This window comes from Paludibacter jiangxiensis (genome assembly GCF_001618385.1).
Classification (GTDB): Bacteria; Bacteroidota; Bacteroidia; order Bacteroidales; family Paludibacteraceae; genus Microbacter; species Microbacter jiangxiensis.
The window spans coordinates 640,685-659,872 of the sequence record NZ_BDCR01000004.1 but is presented as its reverse complement, the minus strand read 5'-3'; the positions used below and the strand labels follow the sequence as shown (position 1 = coordinate 659,872).

Genomic DNA, 19,188 nt, shown 5'->3' with positions numbered 1-19,188 from the left:
AGAATGACAATCGCTACGTTTTTTTTTGCATCAATACCGAATTGTACATCGTTTCAATCTCTTTGAAAATCTTTTCCTGACTGAAATTTGTTTTTGCATTTTCTTGTGCCTGAGCCGCTAATTTCTCTCGTTTCTCCGGATTCCTTACCAGTGCAAGTATGGCATTTGCCAGTTTCTCCGCGTTGCGCGGGGGTATCATAATTCCCGTTTTGCCATGTTGAATTACTTCCGGATTTCCGCCAACGTTGGAAGCAATGATTGCAAGTCCGGCGGCACAAGCTTCCAGAAGCGCAATGGACAGGTTCTCGTGCAACGTCGGAAAAATAAAAATGTCGCTTGCAAACAATATGTCCCTCACATCAGTGCGCTGACCAAGCAATATTACCTGCTTTGATTTTATTTCGTCGGCAAGTTGTGTTTGCAGTTCGTTGAGGTAATCTCCTTCACCTACAACAAGGTAGCGGATATTGTATTTCCGCGTTTCAAGTAGTTTTATCGCGTCTACCAGCGTCTTGTGGCCTTTGCCAAAGGTGACTCTCCCCACTGTGACGGCTACAATTTCGTCGGGTCCGATACCTAACTCAGTCCGGATTTTCAGCCGGCTTTCCTCTTTGTTATACATGGAATAGTCGGGTGCCGCATTGTGAATAAACCCGTACAAATGATTGGTGTGTTGATAGATGTAAGGTCTTTTGGCTGCAAAATCACACACGCAGTACACTAAATCTGCATTTCGGAGCGTAAACGGTTCTATGAGTTTGCCATAGATAAACTTCTTGAAGGCTCCTACATTCAGCGAATCGGTATAAGTGCCGTGCACACAGAGTACCACTTTCTTTACACCGGCTAAGCGTGCGGCCAGTAAACCGTAAAATCCTTCGCTGTGTAATCCTCTCACGTGTACTACATCGGGTTTTACTTTCTTTATTTGAGCAATCATATCCCTCAATAATGCCAGATTAATGCCATGAGGAGCTACTCTCTGTAATAGTGGATCAAACTGAAATTTGTCATTCAGTGGAGAATTCATCAGTAACAGATACTCCGTCGCGGGACCTCCGATATTCAGGTAGGCCTCCACGCAATGCTGCATTATTTTGGGCTTGTTGTTCATCGTGAATCGAAATAAATGTTGCGATGTTTATTCCGCATGTTTATTTGCTTTTCCGATATATTTTATAGGGTTTCCCGCCCATATCTCATTAGGTGGAACACTTTTGGTAACCACGCTTCCCGCGCCGATAATAGAGTGTTCGCCAATGGTAATTCCTTTCAGTACGATGCAATGGCCGCCTATCCAGGCTCCTTTTTTAATAATGACCGGCAATGCGGCTATATGAGTGCCCTCATTGCCATGGAAAAAAGAATTACGCCGTTCTGCAAAGTCTTTAGAATGAAAATCGGAATCGTAGATCTTACAACTGCCACCCACCAATACATCGTCTTCTATGATAACGGCACGCGTGGAATAGATGGTGGAATTTGAAAGTCCCACATTATTTCCGATGGTAATGATTGCATCCTCATCAGCATTGAGCCTCAATACGGTATCGCCTCCTATCGGGTTAAACCTGTTTCCGGAGTTGGCGCGCAAGTTGTCGCCGATTTCTATCGTTCCTAAATTCCGGATGTAGATTTTCCCTTTTACGGTACAGTTGGCTCCGTGCTTTACATGGTTCAACCAGAAGATGATATTGGTATAACACCGGAAATATGCATCGATGATTCTTCTTGCTAATATGTTGATGAAACTGCTTTGCATGATGAATGGCTTTTTGAAAACAATCTAAGTGCTTACTATCGGTTCATTCGACAATTCAGGCTCTTCATTCAGTTGTAGCGCCACAATGACGGCATAGAAATACCAGAAAATTTTGTTGTATAATCCCTGCCCGACAAACATGTCGATCATTGTGATCAGTATCAAAATGCCGGTGACTATATAGTTGTTGCGTAAATAGAGCTGCACGCTTTTGAAAGAGACCCGGCCTAAAAACAGCAGAAATAATCCCAGTCCGACCACACCCGTGTAACAGAGCATTTCGAGATATACGTTGTGTGGGCTGCGATAGTGGCCGCCCTTGAATACCCCGAAAACAGGAATTGCCCGTTTGGCATAGCCGGTAGTGCCAACGCCTACTATTGGTGATTCGTAAAAAATGGGAAGAATATGTTTCCAGATGGACGTTCTTCCGGCTGTGTCTCCATATGAAATCGAATTGACAAGGCGTTCTTGCAAAGTATCGTAGTGTGAGAAATAGTTCACCATCAGTATAACACCTGCTGCGGCTATTACAAGAAATCCGGCTTTGAGCAGGGGTTTAAGTTTGATAAGCAGAATAAAAATCAACAGTCCTATAGCTAAGCATATAAGCGCAGTACGTGACCCTGAAAGCGCCAGCACGGGAAACAGGAAAGGCAAGGTTAGTAGTAGTAAGAACCGGGGAGTTTTCCAGTTTAACGGATTTTCAAATATCAAACTCAACACAACCACGATTGCCAATGTCATTCGAATGCCCACCGCATTTTCGTCGTCTCCGAACATGGATAGCCGTCCGTCGGTGATTGTAACACCCACGCCCATCTTGTAAAGAATGCCCATCACAACGGCGCCGGCAACAAATGCAACAAATGTGCGGTAAATTACTTTGGGTTGCCCGCTCAGGTGGTTGCAGACAATCCAAAACATGAGGATACATTGGAAAGCGGACAAATCAATGACATTCGCAAATTGCTGGTAAAGTGAATTGTAGTTGGCGTATGAGATAATGGTGAGCATGCCAAAGAAAGCCAGAACCGGAATTAAAAAGGCTTTAATTCTGGAGAATAGAAAGAATCGTTCAACGTCACGAAGCGCCAGTATAAAGTACAGGTAACCGACAAACTTGGTGATTGTCATGTTATCCTCGTCTTTGCCGAATACGCTCCAGTATTCAAAATGCAACAGGAAAACGAAGCAATATAAAACCATAATATGTAGCTTCTCCCAGTTCATGTGTCAGTTATTTCTTGTTCTCGTTTCTCTTTATATTTCTTTCAGGGCTAAAGCCCGTGAAAAATCGGCCTGTTTTTGCCTCCGCCCTGAAGGACGGAGTTATTGATGTCTTGACACAGTCTTATCGATTTACTCTCCAATGCTTTCAAAGAATTCTCAAATTGAAATAGCGATGCTTGATTATTTTTGATAAATGTCTTTTGATGATATTCAGAATGATAATTACCAGATAAATGTTGTACCTGAGGGCTAACCTGAGAAAATCCGCATATCTTTTGCTGCTCAGCATTTCTATAAGGTGAACCTCCGCTATTTGTAAATGAAACTTCTTCTCGTAACGCGATTTGCCTGACAAATGGAATTCCAGATAATATTGGTTGAGGGGCTGTTTCTGTTTACACGCTCTGTCTTCTCCGTCGAGGAGATAGTAACAAAGAGGCATGGGCTCAAATGCAAATTTGTAATTCCTTGCCAACCGGCACCACATGTCCAAATCTTCGCCTCTTGTATAGCGCTCGTTAAAATAGCCGACATTATCAAAACAATCTTTTCGGACGATAACGCTGGAAGACGAGACCAATAACGCCTCCGTTTCCTTTTTGAAAAAATCGTCTATATATCCGCGTTTGCTGTGAATTGAATTGACAATCCTGTCTTCCCCTTTTTCCTGTTTGATAAACTGGCTGCCAAAGAAAGAGGCTTCCGGAAACTCGTTTATTAACTTTTTCATCATCGACAGGTAAGTCGGTTTCCATAGATCATCGCCGTCCAAAAAAGCAATCCAATCGTATATGGCTGCTTTTATTCCCATGTTTCGGGCACTTGCAACTCCTCCGTTTGGCTTATCGATGACACGTACTCTTTCGTCTGCAATCTTTCCTGCCACCGAAAGGCTGTTGTCTGTCGATCCGTCATTCACAATGAGCACTTCAAAGTCACGGAAATCCTGATTCAGAACGGAATCAATGGTGAGTGCAATATTGTTTTCTTTGTTATATAAAGGAATTACTACCGAAAACATTTTAAGCGCTGTTACTTAGTCAGATGTTGTACCACAATGTCAATGTTTTTATTTGCCAGCTCTCTGGTTTTGGTTAGTTCATATCTGATTTTACTCTCAAGGTCTGTTTTTGTTCTGTTGATGAACTGAATATGCTCCTGCACGGTATTCATGAAACCGGCTTGGTTCATCACTCCGTTTCTGCAATCGATTACCAGTTCCGGAATGTCAAAGCCTCTTGCAACAACACCAAAGTATTTTTCACTGTAAGCGAATGCCAAAGGAATGGTGCCGGTTGCAAGGGCCGAAACTGCTGCGTGCATCCTGCCGGTAAATACCAACTCGCTATTTGCGATGATGGCTCTTGCTTCTATCGGTTGCAGTACGTTTGTTACGGTTATCACTCTCGGATCGTTTTTGAACATTGCCGATAACGGGTCTATTATTTGTCGGTCGTTGGAAGTGGGTGGGGCTAATACATGCCCCAAAAGCACGATGATATGTGATTTGTATTTGGATAATAAGAGATTAGTGATACTCGCCCAAACTTTTACGGCTTGCATTTGGTTGAGCCCGTAATGAATAAAAACTCCGGAAGGTACCACCACGATGTATCGGTCATGAATGAAATTCTCGTGCATTTCTTTTATCGTTTCTTCCTGTTTGGGAAGTGGTAAAAAGGCAAGATCGCGGGTTGCCTGCACGTTCTTCAGATGAAGCTTACTTGTCAGGTATTCGTAGTTGCGCTGATCCCTGGTGGATATGATAAGCTTGTGCAATAGCAATCCGTTGATTATTTTATAGATACCGGTATAAGGCCCGATGTTCTGATTCAATAAGATTACCTTGCATTTGCGACGGTTGATGTGATAATAGTACAACGCATTCGACATGGCATTGCTTTGATATACCTCCGAAAGGTCATCGCCGCCCAGAACAATCATTAAATCAAACTGGTAGCTTATATGAAGTATGTCTTCACGGTTACCGGACAAAAACCTGTATATCTTCATTATCATGTTGCTGCGTCTCACAGGTTTGCTTTGGTACGCGTTAAGATCCTGATATCCGCTTGCTTTCTTTAAGCGATCCAGATGATACTGGTCACATTCGCACCAAATTTCAACCTCTGGCATTCTTTTGTGCAGATAATAAATCAGGTTGATGGCCATCATGGCACTACCGTAATTTAATGTGTTGGACACATGTGTGATGAGTATCTTTTTCATACAAATCTTATTTATAGATCAGACAATAATAAAATCACACTTCTATGGTTTAGTTGCTAATTTTGAGAACTTTGCTTTTACCCAAAGGGCAAGCATCTTTTTTGTTATGCTGTCCATGCCTAAATAGTATACTCCAATTCCAACTGAGATTGCCGATACAAGACAAATTAAGAAGAATCGAAATATGCTGTCCGGCATGTATAATGTTACTCCGATTGGGACGATTGCTGCTGCCACAGTCACTTTCACAACAGGGAATACTACATGAGCAAAATATTCTTTGATATTCATTTCTGCTATTTTGTGCAGCAGGTACGGCCTGATACCAAAAGAAAACAGGAATGAATTGATAATCATTACGTAGTAAAAAATACTGGGTGCAAATCCGAAATGAAACAGAATAAATGACAGGGGCAATACAAATAACAAAATGGATGATGAGCCGATCAGTGCACTTTCCTTCAGTCTTCCGACTGCCTGCAAAACAATGAACGCGCTCATGTCGAGGGTTGAAACCAAAGAGTTGATGAGTGCAAGCTTTACCAATAATACGGTGTACTGCGGTACAACCTTGAGCCACAGGTTGAGGATAAACTCTGTTTCGAGCAGGATAGGTAAGACCAGAACGAACAGGATGAAATAGGAGTACTTTCCGCTTTGAAACACCAGATTGAACATTTCGCTTTTTCTGTCGGAAGCATATAACTTGATTATTTGTGGATTCACTGCCGTCCGGAAATTGTTCACAAAACTGGTTACGGCAGAATTTACCTGCATTGTAACAGCCTGAGCCGCATTGACCACCGGTCCGAAAAAGAGGTTCATCAGGATGTTAGAACCTTCGGTCAGCATAATCCATGCGAAATTTCCCAACAGGCTCCACCCCGAAAAATTGATCATTTTCTGATAGGTCGGTTTATCCCAACAAATGTGGTAGACACATTCCTCATATTGTCTTTTGCAGTATATCCGGTAAATGGAAACTACGATGAGGGTTGAGCAAAAGATTAAAAATGAGTAGAATACTAATTTGTCAAAAGGAACGAACCATTTCAGCAGGAATACAACGGCAAGTTTCAGCGAAACGTCGATAATGCTGACATAGGCGTAGACGCTCATGCGTTCGTGGGCAATGATGGCTGCGTTGTAAGGAACCTGTATCAGACTTACGACACACGTCAGGATGGATAGCTGGTAAACCCAGATGGTCGCGTTCATGCGTGCGGCCGGTACTACCAATTTATTCAGGACAAACCATAAACCAACAGTTTCAGCCAGCAGCAGAATGATAAACGCTATGATGATATGAAGAGTTAATGCGGCACTGAAGGTTTTCTTCAATTCTTCGGAGTCATGTCGGCCCAACGCAAAAGTAAGAAACCGTGACGTGCTTGCCGACATGGCGCCATTCAGAAAGGTGAATAATATAACAACTCCGCCTACGACATTGTAAATTCCATAGTTTTCAACGCCAAGTACATACAATACAATCCTGGATGTGTACAGAGTGACACCCATTGTAAATAGCATTCGAAAATAGAGCATTGCTGTATTTTTTGCTATTCGTGTATTTGAAGCGGTTGACATAGAAGTTGTAATTTGCCGTAATGGAAATGGTTAGTCTCTTCTTCATGATGTCGTACGTGCTATTTTTAGATGGTTACGCTTTTTCTTATCTAAAAATTAAGAACAACTCCTGCCCAGGAATAGCCTACGCCATAGCTTGCCAAAAGTATTTTGTTGTTGACCTTTATCGATTTATCGGTCATGGCTTCTTTCAAAGCTATTGGTATGGTGGATGATACGGTATTCCCGAAGCGGGATAAGCAATAATAAAATTTCTCTTCGTCGATTTTGATTTTCTTTCGCAGAAAGTCGAGCATAAACCGGTTCGACTGATGAAAGACAAACAGGTCGATCTGCTCTTGTTCCAGCCCGTTTTGTAACAGAGTGTCTTTTACCAGCAGCGGAACTTTCTCCTGTGTAAAAGAGAAGATCTCAGAGCCATTTAGAAACAGGTGGTCGGATGATATGACGGTGCCATTTTTGTCAATCGTGAAATCATTCAGCGCGTTTTTATGCCTAAATCCTCCTGTTCTCACGATCAAATCATTTTCTCCGGCCCCGTCTGTTCCCAAACTGAATTCTCCGATTGCAGCAAAGCCTTCATTGGAGATAAGCGTAGCTGATGCGGCATCTCCGAATAAAATCCGGTTTGCTTTGTCCTGTTGATGAATATGTTTGGAATAAGTCTCAGCAGTCAGTAACAAAATGTTTTTGGCAACATTGGCTGCAATCAGGCCTTTTGCCAGCGCGAGCCCGTACAGGTAGCCCGAGCATCCCTGATTAAAATCGATAGCGCCGGCGTTTGACGGAATTCCAAGCCGGTGTTGTAAAACACAAGCCGTAGCCGGTAAAAAATAATCAGGGCTTTGTGTGCAAAGTATCAGAAAATCTATCGTTTCCGGTGCTATGTTATATTCCTGGAAAAGATTCCGTGCGGCCTGTTCTGCCATGTCTCCCGCAGTCTCATCTTCGGCCGCAATGTACCTTACATCTATTCCGACTTTCCCCGCATTTTTTTCAACATTCGGATCGGAAAACTCTCTCGCCAGGTCTTCGTTGGTGAGTGCCTGTTTGGGAAGATAGTATGATATTGCTTTTATGTAGCTTCGGTTCATAGGGCGCGTGGTTTTTGTGAAAGCGGCTCAGGCTCTCGATTTTACGATAGCATACAAATCTTTAATGGTATCCGAATTGCGGATATCTTCACCCTTGATTTTGACTCCATATTCTTCATCAGCCATAGCAATAATGGTTAATGCAGAAAGAGAACTCCATTCGTCCAACGCCTTGAATTCAGTATCGGCGGTAAATTTTTCGGCAGGTGTTTCGTCAAACCTGGAAGCGAATTTGCTGATGTAATCTTGCAGTTCCATATACTTTGGTATTAAAGGGTTAATAAAAATGTTGAGGTCTCAGAATTTCCATAAAATGTTTTCATCTACTACCTTGGCCGGGTTTCCCATCACAATGGCATTGGCCGGTACATTTGAAACAACCGTTGAACATGCTCCTATGATGGCGCCATCGCCAATTTTCACTCCGGGTAAAATGGTACAGCCTTCGCAAAGCCATACGTGGTCGCCGATGGTTACAGGTCGTGATGGCTTGTATCCCTGAAGAGCCAGAAAGTGATTTCCGTTGGTGTCTCTGATGGTGACATTACGCCCCATCCTGACATGCTTGCCGATTTCTATTCGTTCAGCACAAATAATGGTGGTAGAGATATTTGTTGCTCCGTTTTCGTTTAGTATGAGTTTTGCGTTTTTAAACACTTCAATGTCAGATCCGTATCCAAATATGAAATCGCCATTTACAACAATTTCACCTCCGGGATCTACTAACAGGCGGCTTTCCAGTCTGGATTTTTTTATTCTTTTCATTCCCAGATATAGTGTGCCCTTACAGTCGATTTTAGCTCTTTTGTGTATCTCCAATACAGAGTGAGGCGTTGTTATCAACCACCCTTGCTTTCTGATATTTGTTGTTACTTTTCCTGACAGGAAGTTGTATTTCACAAACTGGTAAAGCGTTTTTGGGTGTAAGCGTGTTGTTTGTGCTATCGTTAGTATTGTTCCCAGAAATTCCCGAATCTTTTCTTTCGCAGGAACAGAGGGGGGCGGAAAATATTTAGTTGCCACTTTATCGAACGACGCTGTTTGCAACTCGGCGAAAAACTGTTTTCTGTCTATGGTCGGCTTTTTTAAGGGCGTTATTAACGCGCCGTTGTTTGCCGATGCCTGCGCAAGACTTACTTCTTTAAAATCGATTTTCTCCTTTATGCTTTCAAAGAATGCCGCACCCTTTTTTGAATTGATCAGTACCATTGAAGTCCCCAGGTCGTTATCGAGCGCAGCATCCACATGTTCGATGCCCCAGAAATCGGCCAGCGTAATATCGGCGATTCTCGGCCACCCTTTGAACTGGCAGGTGTAACAAGAAGGTCGACAATACGCATTTGCACTAAGATAGCCACGTAAAAACAGGTTGGATTCTTTGGTCTGAAAAACGGACTTGCCGTTGTCGAAAGTCATTTTGAAGGTCAGACTTCTCCATCCCAGTTCCTTATTTTTTGCCTGTGCAGCAACGATTTTCGCTCCGTTCGCTTCTTCCTGCGATTGCAGGTATTTTTGAAATACCATCGGAGAATTGACTCCGCGGCAAACAAAATCGAGAATGATGAGGTTGTTATAATCTTTTTTCAGGAAGAGTCTTAATGCTGCCATCTGACAGGGTGTTCCGCATACCAGCACGTTTTCGCCGTCATCCAAACGTCGTTTGATCTCCCTGTGCATCCCGCTCATGTTGCTTTGCTGGTATTTTGAGCTGCGTAGCTTCTGTAAATCGCTTTTAGTATTTGATATATAGTGCTTAACAGAGAAATCTTCATTGTAAACAGCGCCGGCAACACTTCCTCCGTTTTTATAGATGATTTCGGCCATGGCAGAAAACAATCCACCGGATGTGCTGTTGAATCTGACATCAAGGTTTTTATGCACAGCAGCATACGCAAAGGGCTTTTCAAAATCATTTTTCTTTACCTCTGCAACGTGTAATTCGGGGCAAACACTGTTGCATAATTCACAGTCATTGCATACATCTTTATCGGTCTCCGGATACCAGAAACCTTCTTCGTCGGTGTGGAGTTTGATTGCCATTGTCGGGCAAATGTCAACACAGGCACAACAACCGTTGCAATCTTCTTTGCGAAGTAATTCGATCATGACGATTTACATTTAGCGTTCTCACTACGTATTTTCCTGTGCATAACCATAGCCGTATTTCCGATGGTACGAATAGCTGTGGTTTTGAAGCGAAACATCATTAATCACAATGTAAAGGTGATTTAACCTGTTTTCCTGGTGAATTTGATTGATATACACCAGATTGCGTTTGTCTGTATATCTCGATCTGCAAACGTACAGGTTGATGTCGGCCAACCGGTTGATCAGGAACGTGTCCGAAACTACACCTACCGGTGCCGAGTCAATTACTATATAATCGTATTCTTCTTTTAGCTTGGAAATGAGCATGTCGAGACGGTCTTTCAGTATCAGTTCGTTCGGGTTAGGCGGAATAATTCCCGTGGGCAATATGTCCAGCATCGGATAATCAGGGACCGGTTTAATGATTTCCTGCATATCTGTATCTTCACCCATCAGGTAAGAGCTTATACCTTTCTTTGCTTCAATCTCCATGTATGTTGATAGCCGTGGCCGCCGCAAATCCAGTTCAACGAGCAATACTTTTTTGTCTGCTAACGAAAGGATGGCTGCCAGGTTGATGCTGACCAGCGTTTTGCCTTCGCCCTGTTGCGTCGAGGTGACCACGATTACTTTTTGGGAGGAAGCATCAAGTACAAACTGGAGGTTCGATCGCAAGAGCCTGAAAAGTTCAGAGTTAGGGCTAATGGCCGTCTTGTGGTTCAATATTATTTCATCCGTGCTGATGTGTCCGAGTTCGGCTAAAACAGGCACTTGGGTAATCTTTTCCACATCCTGACGATTCTCAATTTTTGTGTGCATCAGATTTTTAATCTGAATGGATGAGGCTGGAACTACAAGTCCTAACAGAAATGCCACAAACAGGATAACTGATGTTCGTGGAGCGACCTGTTTTGATGTGTCGGGCGTATTGATAAGCCTCCCTTTGGGAATGGTAACGGCCATGCTGAGAGATGCGTCTTCACGCTTCTGGAGCAGGAACAGGTACAATGATTCTTTGACCTGTTGTTGGCGTTTTATTTCCAGAAATTCTCTTTCCTGCTTGGGGATTTGCCTGAGCTTCGACGATACCGCTGAGTTTTGTGAATTTAAATCCTGATTGGTGATTTGTAGTCCTTTGTGGGTGCTTTCTATGCTCTCCAGGATTGCTTTGCGCGCTGTTTGTACTTGCAGGTTAATCGCTTTGAGAGCAGGATTATCTTCCGATGATCCCTGAGCAATTTGTTCTCTGTTAATTACCAGATCGTTGTATTTTTGAATTACGTTTACAAGACCCACGTCTGTCAGCCCGAGGTTGGGAACTAAAGCAGATTTGTTGGCCGGGTTGCGCAGAAAATCTTTCACATACGAGATCAGATTCAGCTGGTTTTCAACGGTACTGCGTTGTGTGATGTATCCGCTGCTTCTGCCTAAATACATCTGTGCGTCTGCTTCAATATTAGTGAGGTTGTTGCTCTGCTTGTACTGTTCGGCATCGCGTTCTACGGTGCTCAGTTCTCCGGTTAGCAGTTTAATTCTTCCATCCAGAAAATTGGCGGAACTCATCGCCGAATGGTTGATTTGTTCTACAGCATCTTCATTATATACGGTTGCCAGTGTTTTTAGGATGTCTTGCCCTTTTTTAATATTCGAGGTTTGCAGCGTGAGGTCGATTACATTAGCTTCTTTGTTAACCAGAGTAAGCAGGCTACTTGAAGCAATAAATTTGGCAACTTTTGAAGGATTGGTAATTTTTATGGTTAATGGAAATTTATCGGTAGTGTAGCCCTTGTTTTGAGCAATATATAAATTGCCTGCCGGTGTGGCGTAGTAGCCCGGTAAATTGTTGGGATGCACAACAAAACGGCGTTCCAGGTATTCTCCGTCAATTACAAGCTTCCCGCTGTCGTAACGCGCGGTAAGCATTACATTGCCTTTTATGCGTTCAAGTGCTGCCATGTCTAAACGGGCATAGAGTGGCGACGAATCATAGAGGTCCTCGTTTTTAAGGAATGAGCGGTGCGAGTAGGAGGTATAGAGTTCCAGTCGGTACACAACTTTTCTCATCAAAGCTGTTGATCCGATCATTTTTGCTTCATCGTTTGTCATAGTGGGTGAAGTGGTCAGTCCGATGTTGTTTAGCTGGCTGATGAGGTTGGCCTGACTTGTAGCTCCGTTCTTGCTCTGATCGAGAACCATGATTGATGCTGTGGTTTCGTATGTATCGGGTTGCGAACGGGCATACAGAAAACCGGCTATTAAAGCTAAAAAGACAGATGCCACAAACCATGGCCAGTGGCGTAGGTATTTGTCAATCGACTCCCGGAAATTGACGGATTTGTCTGTGATATTTTGAATCCTGGATTGCATACCGTTTTCATTTTATGGCTCGCGACATTGCGGTGCCTTATTTCTTGACTAACAGCGTTACTAACGATGCAACGGAAATCAATATTCCTACAGCCGAAAGCGTCATCGATTCTCCTGTGTTGAAAGAGGCGGAACGCGCTTTCGGTTTGTTGGGTTGGATATATAGTATGTCGTTCTGATGCAGGTAGTAAAGTGGTGAGTTGACGATGTTACGGTCTCTCAGATCAATCTCGAAGGTCACCCTTTGGCCTTTGTCGTTATCACGGATAAGTAAAATGTTATCTCTGATGCCGAATATGGTCAGATCTCCGGCAAGGGCTATTGCTTCCAAAAGGTTTATTTTTTCATTATCAATAGTATAAATGCCCGGCTTGTTTACTTCTCCCAATACTGAAATCTTATAATTGGTGTACCGGATGTTTACAATCGGCATCTCTTTGATATAGTGGGGACATATTTTGTTTTTGATGTAGTCGGCCAATTGAAGCTTGGTCATTCCGGCCGCGTTTATTTTACCTAATACCGGGAATGTGATGGTGCCGTCTTTATCAATCAGATAATTTTGTAAGGCAATAGTACCTGTAGCCACCGGATTTGCTGTGGTAGAAGAACTACTGGCAGGCAAGGGCACCGTTGGCAGGTTAAAAGGGACTGCAACCTCGGGCGATGTGGAGTTGACCGTAATTATTAATAAATCACCGGCTTTCAGTTTGGTTTCGGATGTTGCCGAAGAATCCGAAAAAGCGGCCCTGTTTCCCGAATATTGAAAATAGGCTATGTTTTTAGAAGAGCTGCACGATAGTAACAGACAGATACTAACTAAAATAACAGGAATTGTCTTCATAATAATAAGCTATTAATATGTTAAATCAGAAAGATGTCGTTTTATCCTCATTGATATAAATGGTGAAACTAATCAGGAAGCTTTTTATCAAATCGTTCGTATGCTGAATTCATGCTTATGAATTCCGGCACTATTTCTTTCATCTTCTTTACAGTTGCTCGTGTGTCGAAGAGCATCGCTTTGACAATCAGTTCGTTTATTAATTTTGCCACTTCTGAGAGCTTGTATTTTCTAACCTTCGCCACTTTGATCTTCGGATTTGTCGTGGGTTGAGTAATCTCTTTATCGTTTAACAGCTCCTCATACAGCTTTTCGCCCGGTCGTAATCCGGTGTATACAATGCGAATATCACGATTGGGAACCAAGCCGGCCATTTCAATCATTTTCTTTGCTAAGTCGGCAATTTTAACCGGTTTGCCCATGTCGAATATATAAATGTTACCGTTATGTCCCATCACTCCGGCTTCAAGCACGAGGCGACATGCTTCGGGGATGGTCATGAAGTAACGGATTATGTTGGGGTGGGTGACAGTTACCGGCCCTCCGTTTTCTATCTGTTCTTTGAATAGAGGAATCACAGAACCATTTGATCCCAACACATTACCAAATCGTGTGGTTATGAATTTGGTAGCTGATTTTCCGTCCAGATGATTGGCCAGCGATTGAATGTATATTTCTGCAATCCGTTTCGAAGCACCCATCACATTGCTTGGATTGACAGCTTTGTCTGTCGATACCATGATGAATTTTTCAACCCTGAATTTCAGTGCGTAGTTTGCAATGTTACGGGTTCCCAGCACATTGGTAAGCACAGCCTCACACGGATTCCGTTCAACCATGGGCACATGTTTATAGGCCGCAGCATGATAAATGATGTGCGGATGATACTTTCTGAAAACAAATTCAAGGCGTTTCCGGATGCGGATGTCTCCCAATATGGCTTCGCAAACATTGGGATAGTATTTTTCCATCTCCAGCAGTAGGGAGTTGAGCGGAGTTTCGGCCGAATCGAATAAGATGATTTTTTGCGGTTTGAATGTTACCAGTTGCTTTACCATCTCGCAACCAATTGAACCCGCAGCGCCTGTAACAAGAACAGTCTTGTTTTCAACCTGAAGCTTTATTTTTTCAAAATCAATTTGAATTTCATCTCTTCCAAGCAGATCCTTGATTTGAGGATTCAGGTAATATTTTTGAGGTATCAGGTCGCGAAACATCTGTGCCTGGTCTGGAGATAATATTTTGATATGCAGGTCGATGCACTGCCGTAATATTTTTTTGTCAGGGATTTCTATCGGCTGTTTTTTTACAAGAAACAAGGCGCTGATTTTGTATTCTCTGATTACATGGTCGAGATTGTCGTCTGCATAATAAACCGGCAGATCGAATATTCGTTGGTGAATCATGTGTTTGTCGTGTGTCAGGAAGCCGACTATTCTATAGCCTTTATATCCGTCAGTCAGGAAAAGGCTTGCCAGTGCGATGCTTTGGCGGCTAACACCGTACACAAGGCTTCTTTGTCGGTAGCGGCCGGCAACGTAAGTGGTAAGGAAACGGTAGAAACTGACTACCACAAACCGGAAGGCGATGAGAATAATAAAATTGAGGGTGGTGTTTTTTACAATCAAGGAGATGAACATGCCTGAATAACCATATCCGCTGAGTAAACCGACGATATAATAGGAGAGATTGATTGAGACAACAGCGACTAACACTCTCCCGACTTCGTGATAGGAAGAGTAGCGGATAATTCCAGTATGTGTTTTGAAAAATAGAAAATACCAGGGGCAAATAAAGAGGCTGCCAATAATAAGATATTCGACTTTGGGGAGGGAGACCGCATCGTTGAAATGCAGACTTGAGTCGAATAAATAGCACCAAACAAGAGAAATGACAGATAATATGAGGTCAATTCCCAGAATAGTCCATCTGCTGACGTATTTGGAACTTACGATACGATGTACAATAACGTCCCAAAATTTATGTGTCTTTTTGAGCATAGACACCTCCCTTATTTCTCTTTAGTGCTACGAATTACTTTTCTCTTTAGAATAATAAATACCACAATTTTATGCTCAAGCTCTATACTTCAGTCGTGGTAAGTAAATGTGGTCTTGCGACGTTTTCAAAATAAACTTTTTAAACCATCTTTATGGTTTGCATATTATACAATAAGGGTTAATATATCTGTTACGAAGATATAAACAAACGCAACAAAAAACAAGGAATAGGCAGTTAATTATTTAAAATAAACAGTATAAATGAAAATAAAATATAAATATCAGGTATACTGGCCTGTTTATGAGATGTGTATGAAGTTTCGTTAGGCTCATTTGTAGGTCTTGTATTCAAATGCACCAATATCATAAGTGGAACCTTGCGGACGCCTAATTCCGTTGTAATCGTCAGTTACCAGGGGCGCAAGATTTTTGCCGGTATTGATGGCCGGAGATTTTTCCTGAAGGCGAAAGTCTGATTTTGAACTGTTGACAAATAGTGGGGATTTGTCGGTGAGGTTATTGGAGAGATATGTATTTATTCCGGCATTGGAAATGTTGCCGGCTATATGATTCCATGAAATATTGTTCACAATTCTCGCGTTGGTGCTTCCAGCTCCTGTTTTGATTCCATTCTCGTGAGTTTTACTTCTGTTATTCGACCAAATGGTGTTGTTGTAAATGATTGTGTTGACGGCGTGATAATCTATCTGAATTCCCCCGTTATTGCCCCATATAAGATTGTTATAGACGGAGTTCCCAGTTCCCGACGAAACGATAATTCCAAAACCACGGTTTTCTGCCCGTGCATTTTCATGAATATTGTTACGTCGAACAATATTGTAGTTAGCGCTTTCGGGCTTATGTTCCGTGTAAATATGGATTCCCCAACCAGCATTTCTGTAAATATCACACTTTTCAATCAGGTTGTTGCTGCCGCAGATGTACATGCCATGATCGAAATCAGTCGTACCGTTATCGTGAATTTTCAGGCTGATAAATTCGTTGTGGTTCGATTCCGAATCGACAAATATGCCGTTGGTTTTGGCCTGCTTAAGTTCACAGCTTTGTATTCTGATGTGGTGGGCTGTGTTGTTGGGATTGTTGCCTGTATAGGTGATCTTTACGATGTTGGACGTTACATTGGCCCCATCTAAAATAAGGTTGTCGAATATCACATACCGTGTTCCGCCGGACGACCCCATTAGTCGCAGGACTTCCGATTCGCTTGCATTGGGCTGGATGATAACCTTCTCTCCGGGATAACCGGCAATGGTGACCGCGGTTTGCCACGAATTGCCACTTGGGAGTTTTGTCCTGTATTCGTTGATTGCTTCGTTGTAGATTCCTTCGCGTATGTAAAGTGTGTCTCCTGCGGATAAACAGCGGATACCGGCTGCAATAGTTTGTTTGGGACTGGTTTTGTTTTGAGCGGCAAAATAGCTAAAAGCATCATTGCCGGATTTTGAAACGTAATAAACCGTTCCGAATACATTGTCTGTGAATTGAAGTGTCAAAAAACAGACAATCGTCAGTAATGTGTTTTTGCAGGTGGGCATAATGTCTTATAAATGTTTCAAATATAGCACATGCGGGATGGTTTTGTGATTGGGTAATATGCTTTTAGGATTTTATGCCTGCCGTTTTAGCATCCCAAATATAACCATTGAGGCATTAAGTAGCATGAAGGCATCTTCTCAATAACCTTCATATCTCAATGGTTTGTTGTTTGTAGATTATTCTGATTGGTCGTAGCCTTTGTTTACGCGTTGTGTTTTACAGATAATCAAAGAAAGGGGCATAGCCCTGTATTCTTGGTAGAAAATGGCAACAAAAGATGCATGGAGGAGCGTAGCTCTGATGTCTTTTATGTCAAAATCTGATGCCGTATTCAGACGTCAGGGCTACGCCCCTCTTTTTTGTTTTTCGGGAGATCATCTACCAAGACAATAGGGCTAACGACCCGCTTTCAGACAGGTGTAATTTTGAACAAAGAAATAGCCAACCATTCTGTTTTGGTGTCAGTGTGGTTGGCTATTGTGTTAAATTTGTCTTCTTGCTTATTTTCCTTCGGTTAATAGCAGATCATTGATGCGGAACCTGCCGGTTTGTTTGTCCGTTTTGGTCAATGCGTCATCGGTGGTAAACTCTTTCTCCAGTCGGTCGAATACAGCTTTGCTCACGTTCAGCTTTTGCCTGAGATTGAGCATAGACAACGGATAAACGGAAGAATGATCACCGGTCGAAAAGAAATATGCGGTAACGACTTTATTTGCCGTACGGGTGTGTGGTCCTTCCTGTTTTCGCTCACTAATAATCTTTTTTAGTGAGTAAATATAAAGACAGGATGTGTCGGCAATCAGATAGGGTTCGCGGTTGATAAAACGGAACTTTCTCCCGTCTTTCAATGTGATGGCAAAGATAGAGTCTTTGTAAAAGAGCTTCGATTGCCCATCTTCCGCACAGTTAATCGTTGGCGAAAAGAAAAACTGATTGAGTTTTACTTTGTCTCCATGGTGCTTTCCGTCAATTAAATAGGGGGTATTGTGTCGAAAGTCGGACAAGGTGGCATAAATTCCATTTACGTCGCCGTCTTTGATGATGTCGGGAGTCAAAGCGTTGGCTTGCAAAGAAATGAATGTAAAGCCGACTAAGAATAGTAATATTCGCATAACGTTGTTTGTTTAAGGTCTACAAATGTACGTGTTTGTTGCTACGAATTCGTTAACAACTCATTTCTCCTGCATTTTTCTTTGCCGCAAGTAGATTGTAAGCGCCTTTCGTCACCACCTTTGCTTTTGCCGGATCGAACTGCTTTGGAAGAACTATTTCTGTGTATCCGCCGTCCGAAACGCCTTTATGCACCTGCACCATACGGTATTCGCAGAATGCGCGTCCGTTCTCGGTTTTGTTGCGATCGAAGAGAAAGATATAGTCTTTATCGTCGAAGCTGACCACGGCCTCCGATGGAACAGCCGTTACTTTGCTTCCTGTCGCTTTCACCAGAGCGTTGGCATACATGCCGGGAAGAACGTTTTTGCATTCGCCTTGTATAGAGGCATACACTTTCAGGCTTCGATCACTACCGACCGTTTTGGAGGTTTGGTACACCTTCGCGTCGTGTTGTTCGGTTTCGTTGTTGATGTAGAAATGGATGGTTTCGCCAACCTTTACCTTGTCGGCATCTTTTTCAAACAGCGTCAGTTCGAGCAACAGATGGCCGGTATTCACAATCTCGAACAGCACGTCGGTGGCGGCAACCGATTTGCCAATGGAGACATTGACCGTCTTTACATACCCCGAAATAGGTGAGGTGAGCGCTACCGAACGGCTGATGCGCTCGTCGCTTAATCTGGAAGGATTGATTCCGATCAGTAAAAGTTTTTGTTCCAGAGCCCGTTGCTGGGCTTTCAATGCTTTGAATTCGGAAGTCGCCAACTGGATGTTTTTCTTCGAAGCCACATCATTTTTGTAGAGTTCCGATTGCCGTTTGTATTCCGCTTCGGTATATTCCAGTTTGCTTTTCACTTCCAGATAACTTTGCTGGATGTCGATAAACTCGGGGTTCTCTATAACTGCGAGAACCTGACCTTTTCGTACGGAACTCCCGGGTAAAAGCGAAGTAGATTTGACGAAACCGCCCATCGGCATACTCACCGAGGCCATATCCTGCGGCGATGCTGTGATAGTTCCGCTTACTTTCAGGGTTCCGCTCATGGAGCGTTCTTCGATTAAACCGGTTTCAATGCCGGCCAGTTTGATTTGGTCATCACGCATCTCCACAATGTCTTCGGGCAGGTTCTCCGCTTTTTTGGCGTTTGCCTCTTTTTTGCCTTCGCTGCACGATGAAATAAGTAGTGCGAAGGAGTAGATAACTGTAACTAATAGAAATTTATGTCGTTGCATAAGTATATGTTATTTAGTATTTTATTCAATAAAATTTATGCCGAATAGTCGATTGTGTCTCTGCAATTTCCGACCTCTCTC

At 42.8% G+C, this 19,188-nt stretch carries 15 protein-coding genes; all 15 read right to left on the bottom strand.

Features of this window, described 5'->3' with window-relative positions; all coding sequences use genetic code 11:
- Positions 1 to 13: 13 nt before the first annotated feature.
- Entirely contained in the window at positions 14 to 1,114 is a 1,101-nt protein-coding gene (locus tag PJIAN_RS12900) for a glycosyltransferase (RefSeq protein WP_068705711.1), read from the bottom strand.
- Positions 1,115 to 1,141: 27 nt separating this feature from the next.
- Entirely contained in the window at positions 1,142 to 1,762 is a 621-nt protein-coding gene (locus PJIAN_RS12895; protein WP_068705710.1) for an acyltransferase, read from the bottom strand.
- A 24-nt stretch (positions 1,763 to 1,786) separates the two neighbouring features.
- On the bottom strand, positions 1,787 to 2,995 hold the full coding sequence (locus tag PJIAN_RS12890; RefSeq protein WP_084252411.1) for an O-antigen ligase family protein: 1,209 nt from the start codon (positions 2,993 to 2,995) through the stop codon (positions 1,787 to 1,789).
- 145 nt (positions 2,996 to 3,140) lie between these two features.
- Positions 3,141 to 4,016 carry a glycosyltransferase family 2 protein gene (locus tag PJIAN_RS12885; RefSeq protein ID WP_068705707.1) on the bottom strand — a complete coding sequence of 292 codons (876 nt, stop codon included), beginning with the start codon at positions 4,014 to 4,016 and terminating at the stop codon, positions 3,141 to 3,143.
- Positions 4,017 to 4,027: 11 nt separating this feature from the next.
- Complete coding sequence (locus PJIAN_RS12880) at positions 4,028 to 5,224, bottom strand: polysaccharide pyruvyl transferase family protein (protein ID WP_068705705.1); 1,197 nt, start codon at positions 5,222 to 5,224, stop codon at positions 4,028 to 4,030.
- A 42-nt stretch (positions 5,225 to 5,266) separates the two neighbouring features.
- Complete coding sequence (locus tag PJIAN_RS12875; RefSeq protein ID WP_153802568.1) at positions 5,267 to 6,811, bottom strand: MATE family efflux transporter; 1,545 nt, start codon at positions 6,809 to 6,811, stop codon at positions 5,267 to 5,269.
- A gap of 89 nt (positions 6,812 to 6,900) precedes the next feature.
- Entirely contained in the window at positions 6,901 to 7,905 is a 1,005-nt protein-coding gene (locus tag PJIAN_RS12870; RefSeq protein WP_068705701.1) for a 3-oxoacyl-ACP synthase III family protein, read from the bottom strand.
- 27 nt (positions 7,906 to 7,932) lie between these two features.
- Positions 7,933 to 8,163, bottom strand: coding sequence for an acyl carrier protein (locus PJIAN_RS12865; protein WP_068705699.1), 231 nt, complete (start codon positions 8,161 to 8,163; stop codon positions 7,933 to 7,935).
- 39 nt (positions 8,164 to 8,202) lie between these two features.
- A complete protein-coding gene (locus tag PJIAN_RS12860) occupies positions 8,203 to 10,011 on the bottom strand; it encodes a Coenzyme F420 hydrogenase/dehydrogenase, beta subunit C-terminal domain (protein WP_068705697.1) in 1,809 nt (602 codons plus the stop codon).
- 24 nt (positions 10,012 to 10,035) lie between these two features.
- Positions 10,036 to 12,360: a GumC family protein gene (locus PJIAN_RS12855; protein ID WP_084252410.1), complete on the bottom strand. Its 2,325-nt coding sequence runs from the start codon at positions 12,358 to 12,360 to the stop codon at positions 10,036 to 10,038.
- Between the two features lie 37 nt (positions 12,361 to 12,397).
- Positions 12,398 to 13,204, bottom strand: coding sequence for a polysaccharide biosynthesis/export family protein (locus tag PJIAN_RS12850; RefSeq protein ID WP_236714406.1), 807 nt, complete (start codon positions 13,202 to 13,204; stop codon positions 12,398 to 12,400).
- Between the two features lie 68 nt (positions 13,205 to 13,272).
- Positions 13,273 to 15,204, bottom strand: a complete 1,932-nt coding sequence (locus PJIAN_RS12845) for a polysaccharide biosynthesis protein (RefSeq protein ID WP_068705691.1) — start codon at positions 15,202 to 15,204, stop codon at positions 13,273 to 13,275.
- A gap of 329 nt (positions 15,205 to 15,533) precedes the next feature.
- Positions 15,534 to 16,760, bottom strand: coding sequence for a right-handed parallel beta-helix repeat-containing protein (locus PJIAN_RS12840; RefSeq protein ID WP_068705689.1), 1,227 nt, complete (start codon positions 16,758 to 16,760; stop codon positions 15,534 to 15,536).
- Positions 16,761 to 17,261: 501 nt separating this feature from the next.
- Positions 17,262 to 17,873 carry a hypothetical protein gene (locus tag PJIAN_RS12835; RefSeq protein ID WP_068705688.1) on the bottom strand — a complete coding sequence of 204 codons (612 nt, stop codon included), beginning with the start codon at positions 17,871 to 17,873 and terminating at the stop codon, positions 17,262 to 17,264.
- Between the two features lie 52 nt (positions 17,874 to 17,925).
- Entirely contained in the window at positions 17,926 to 19,107 is a 1,182-nt protein-coding gene (locus PJIAN_RS12830; protein ID WP_068705687.1) for an efflux RND transporter periplasmic adaptor subunit, read from the bottom strand.
- Positions 19,108 to 19,188 lie beyond the last annotated feature (81 nt).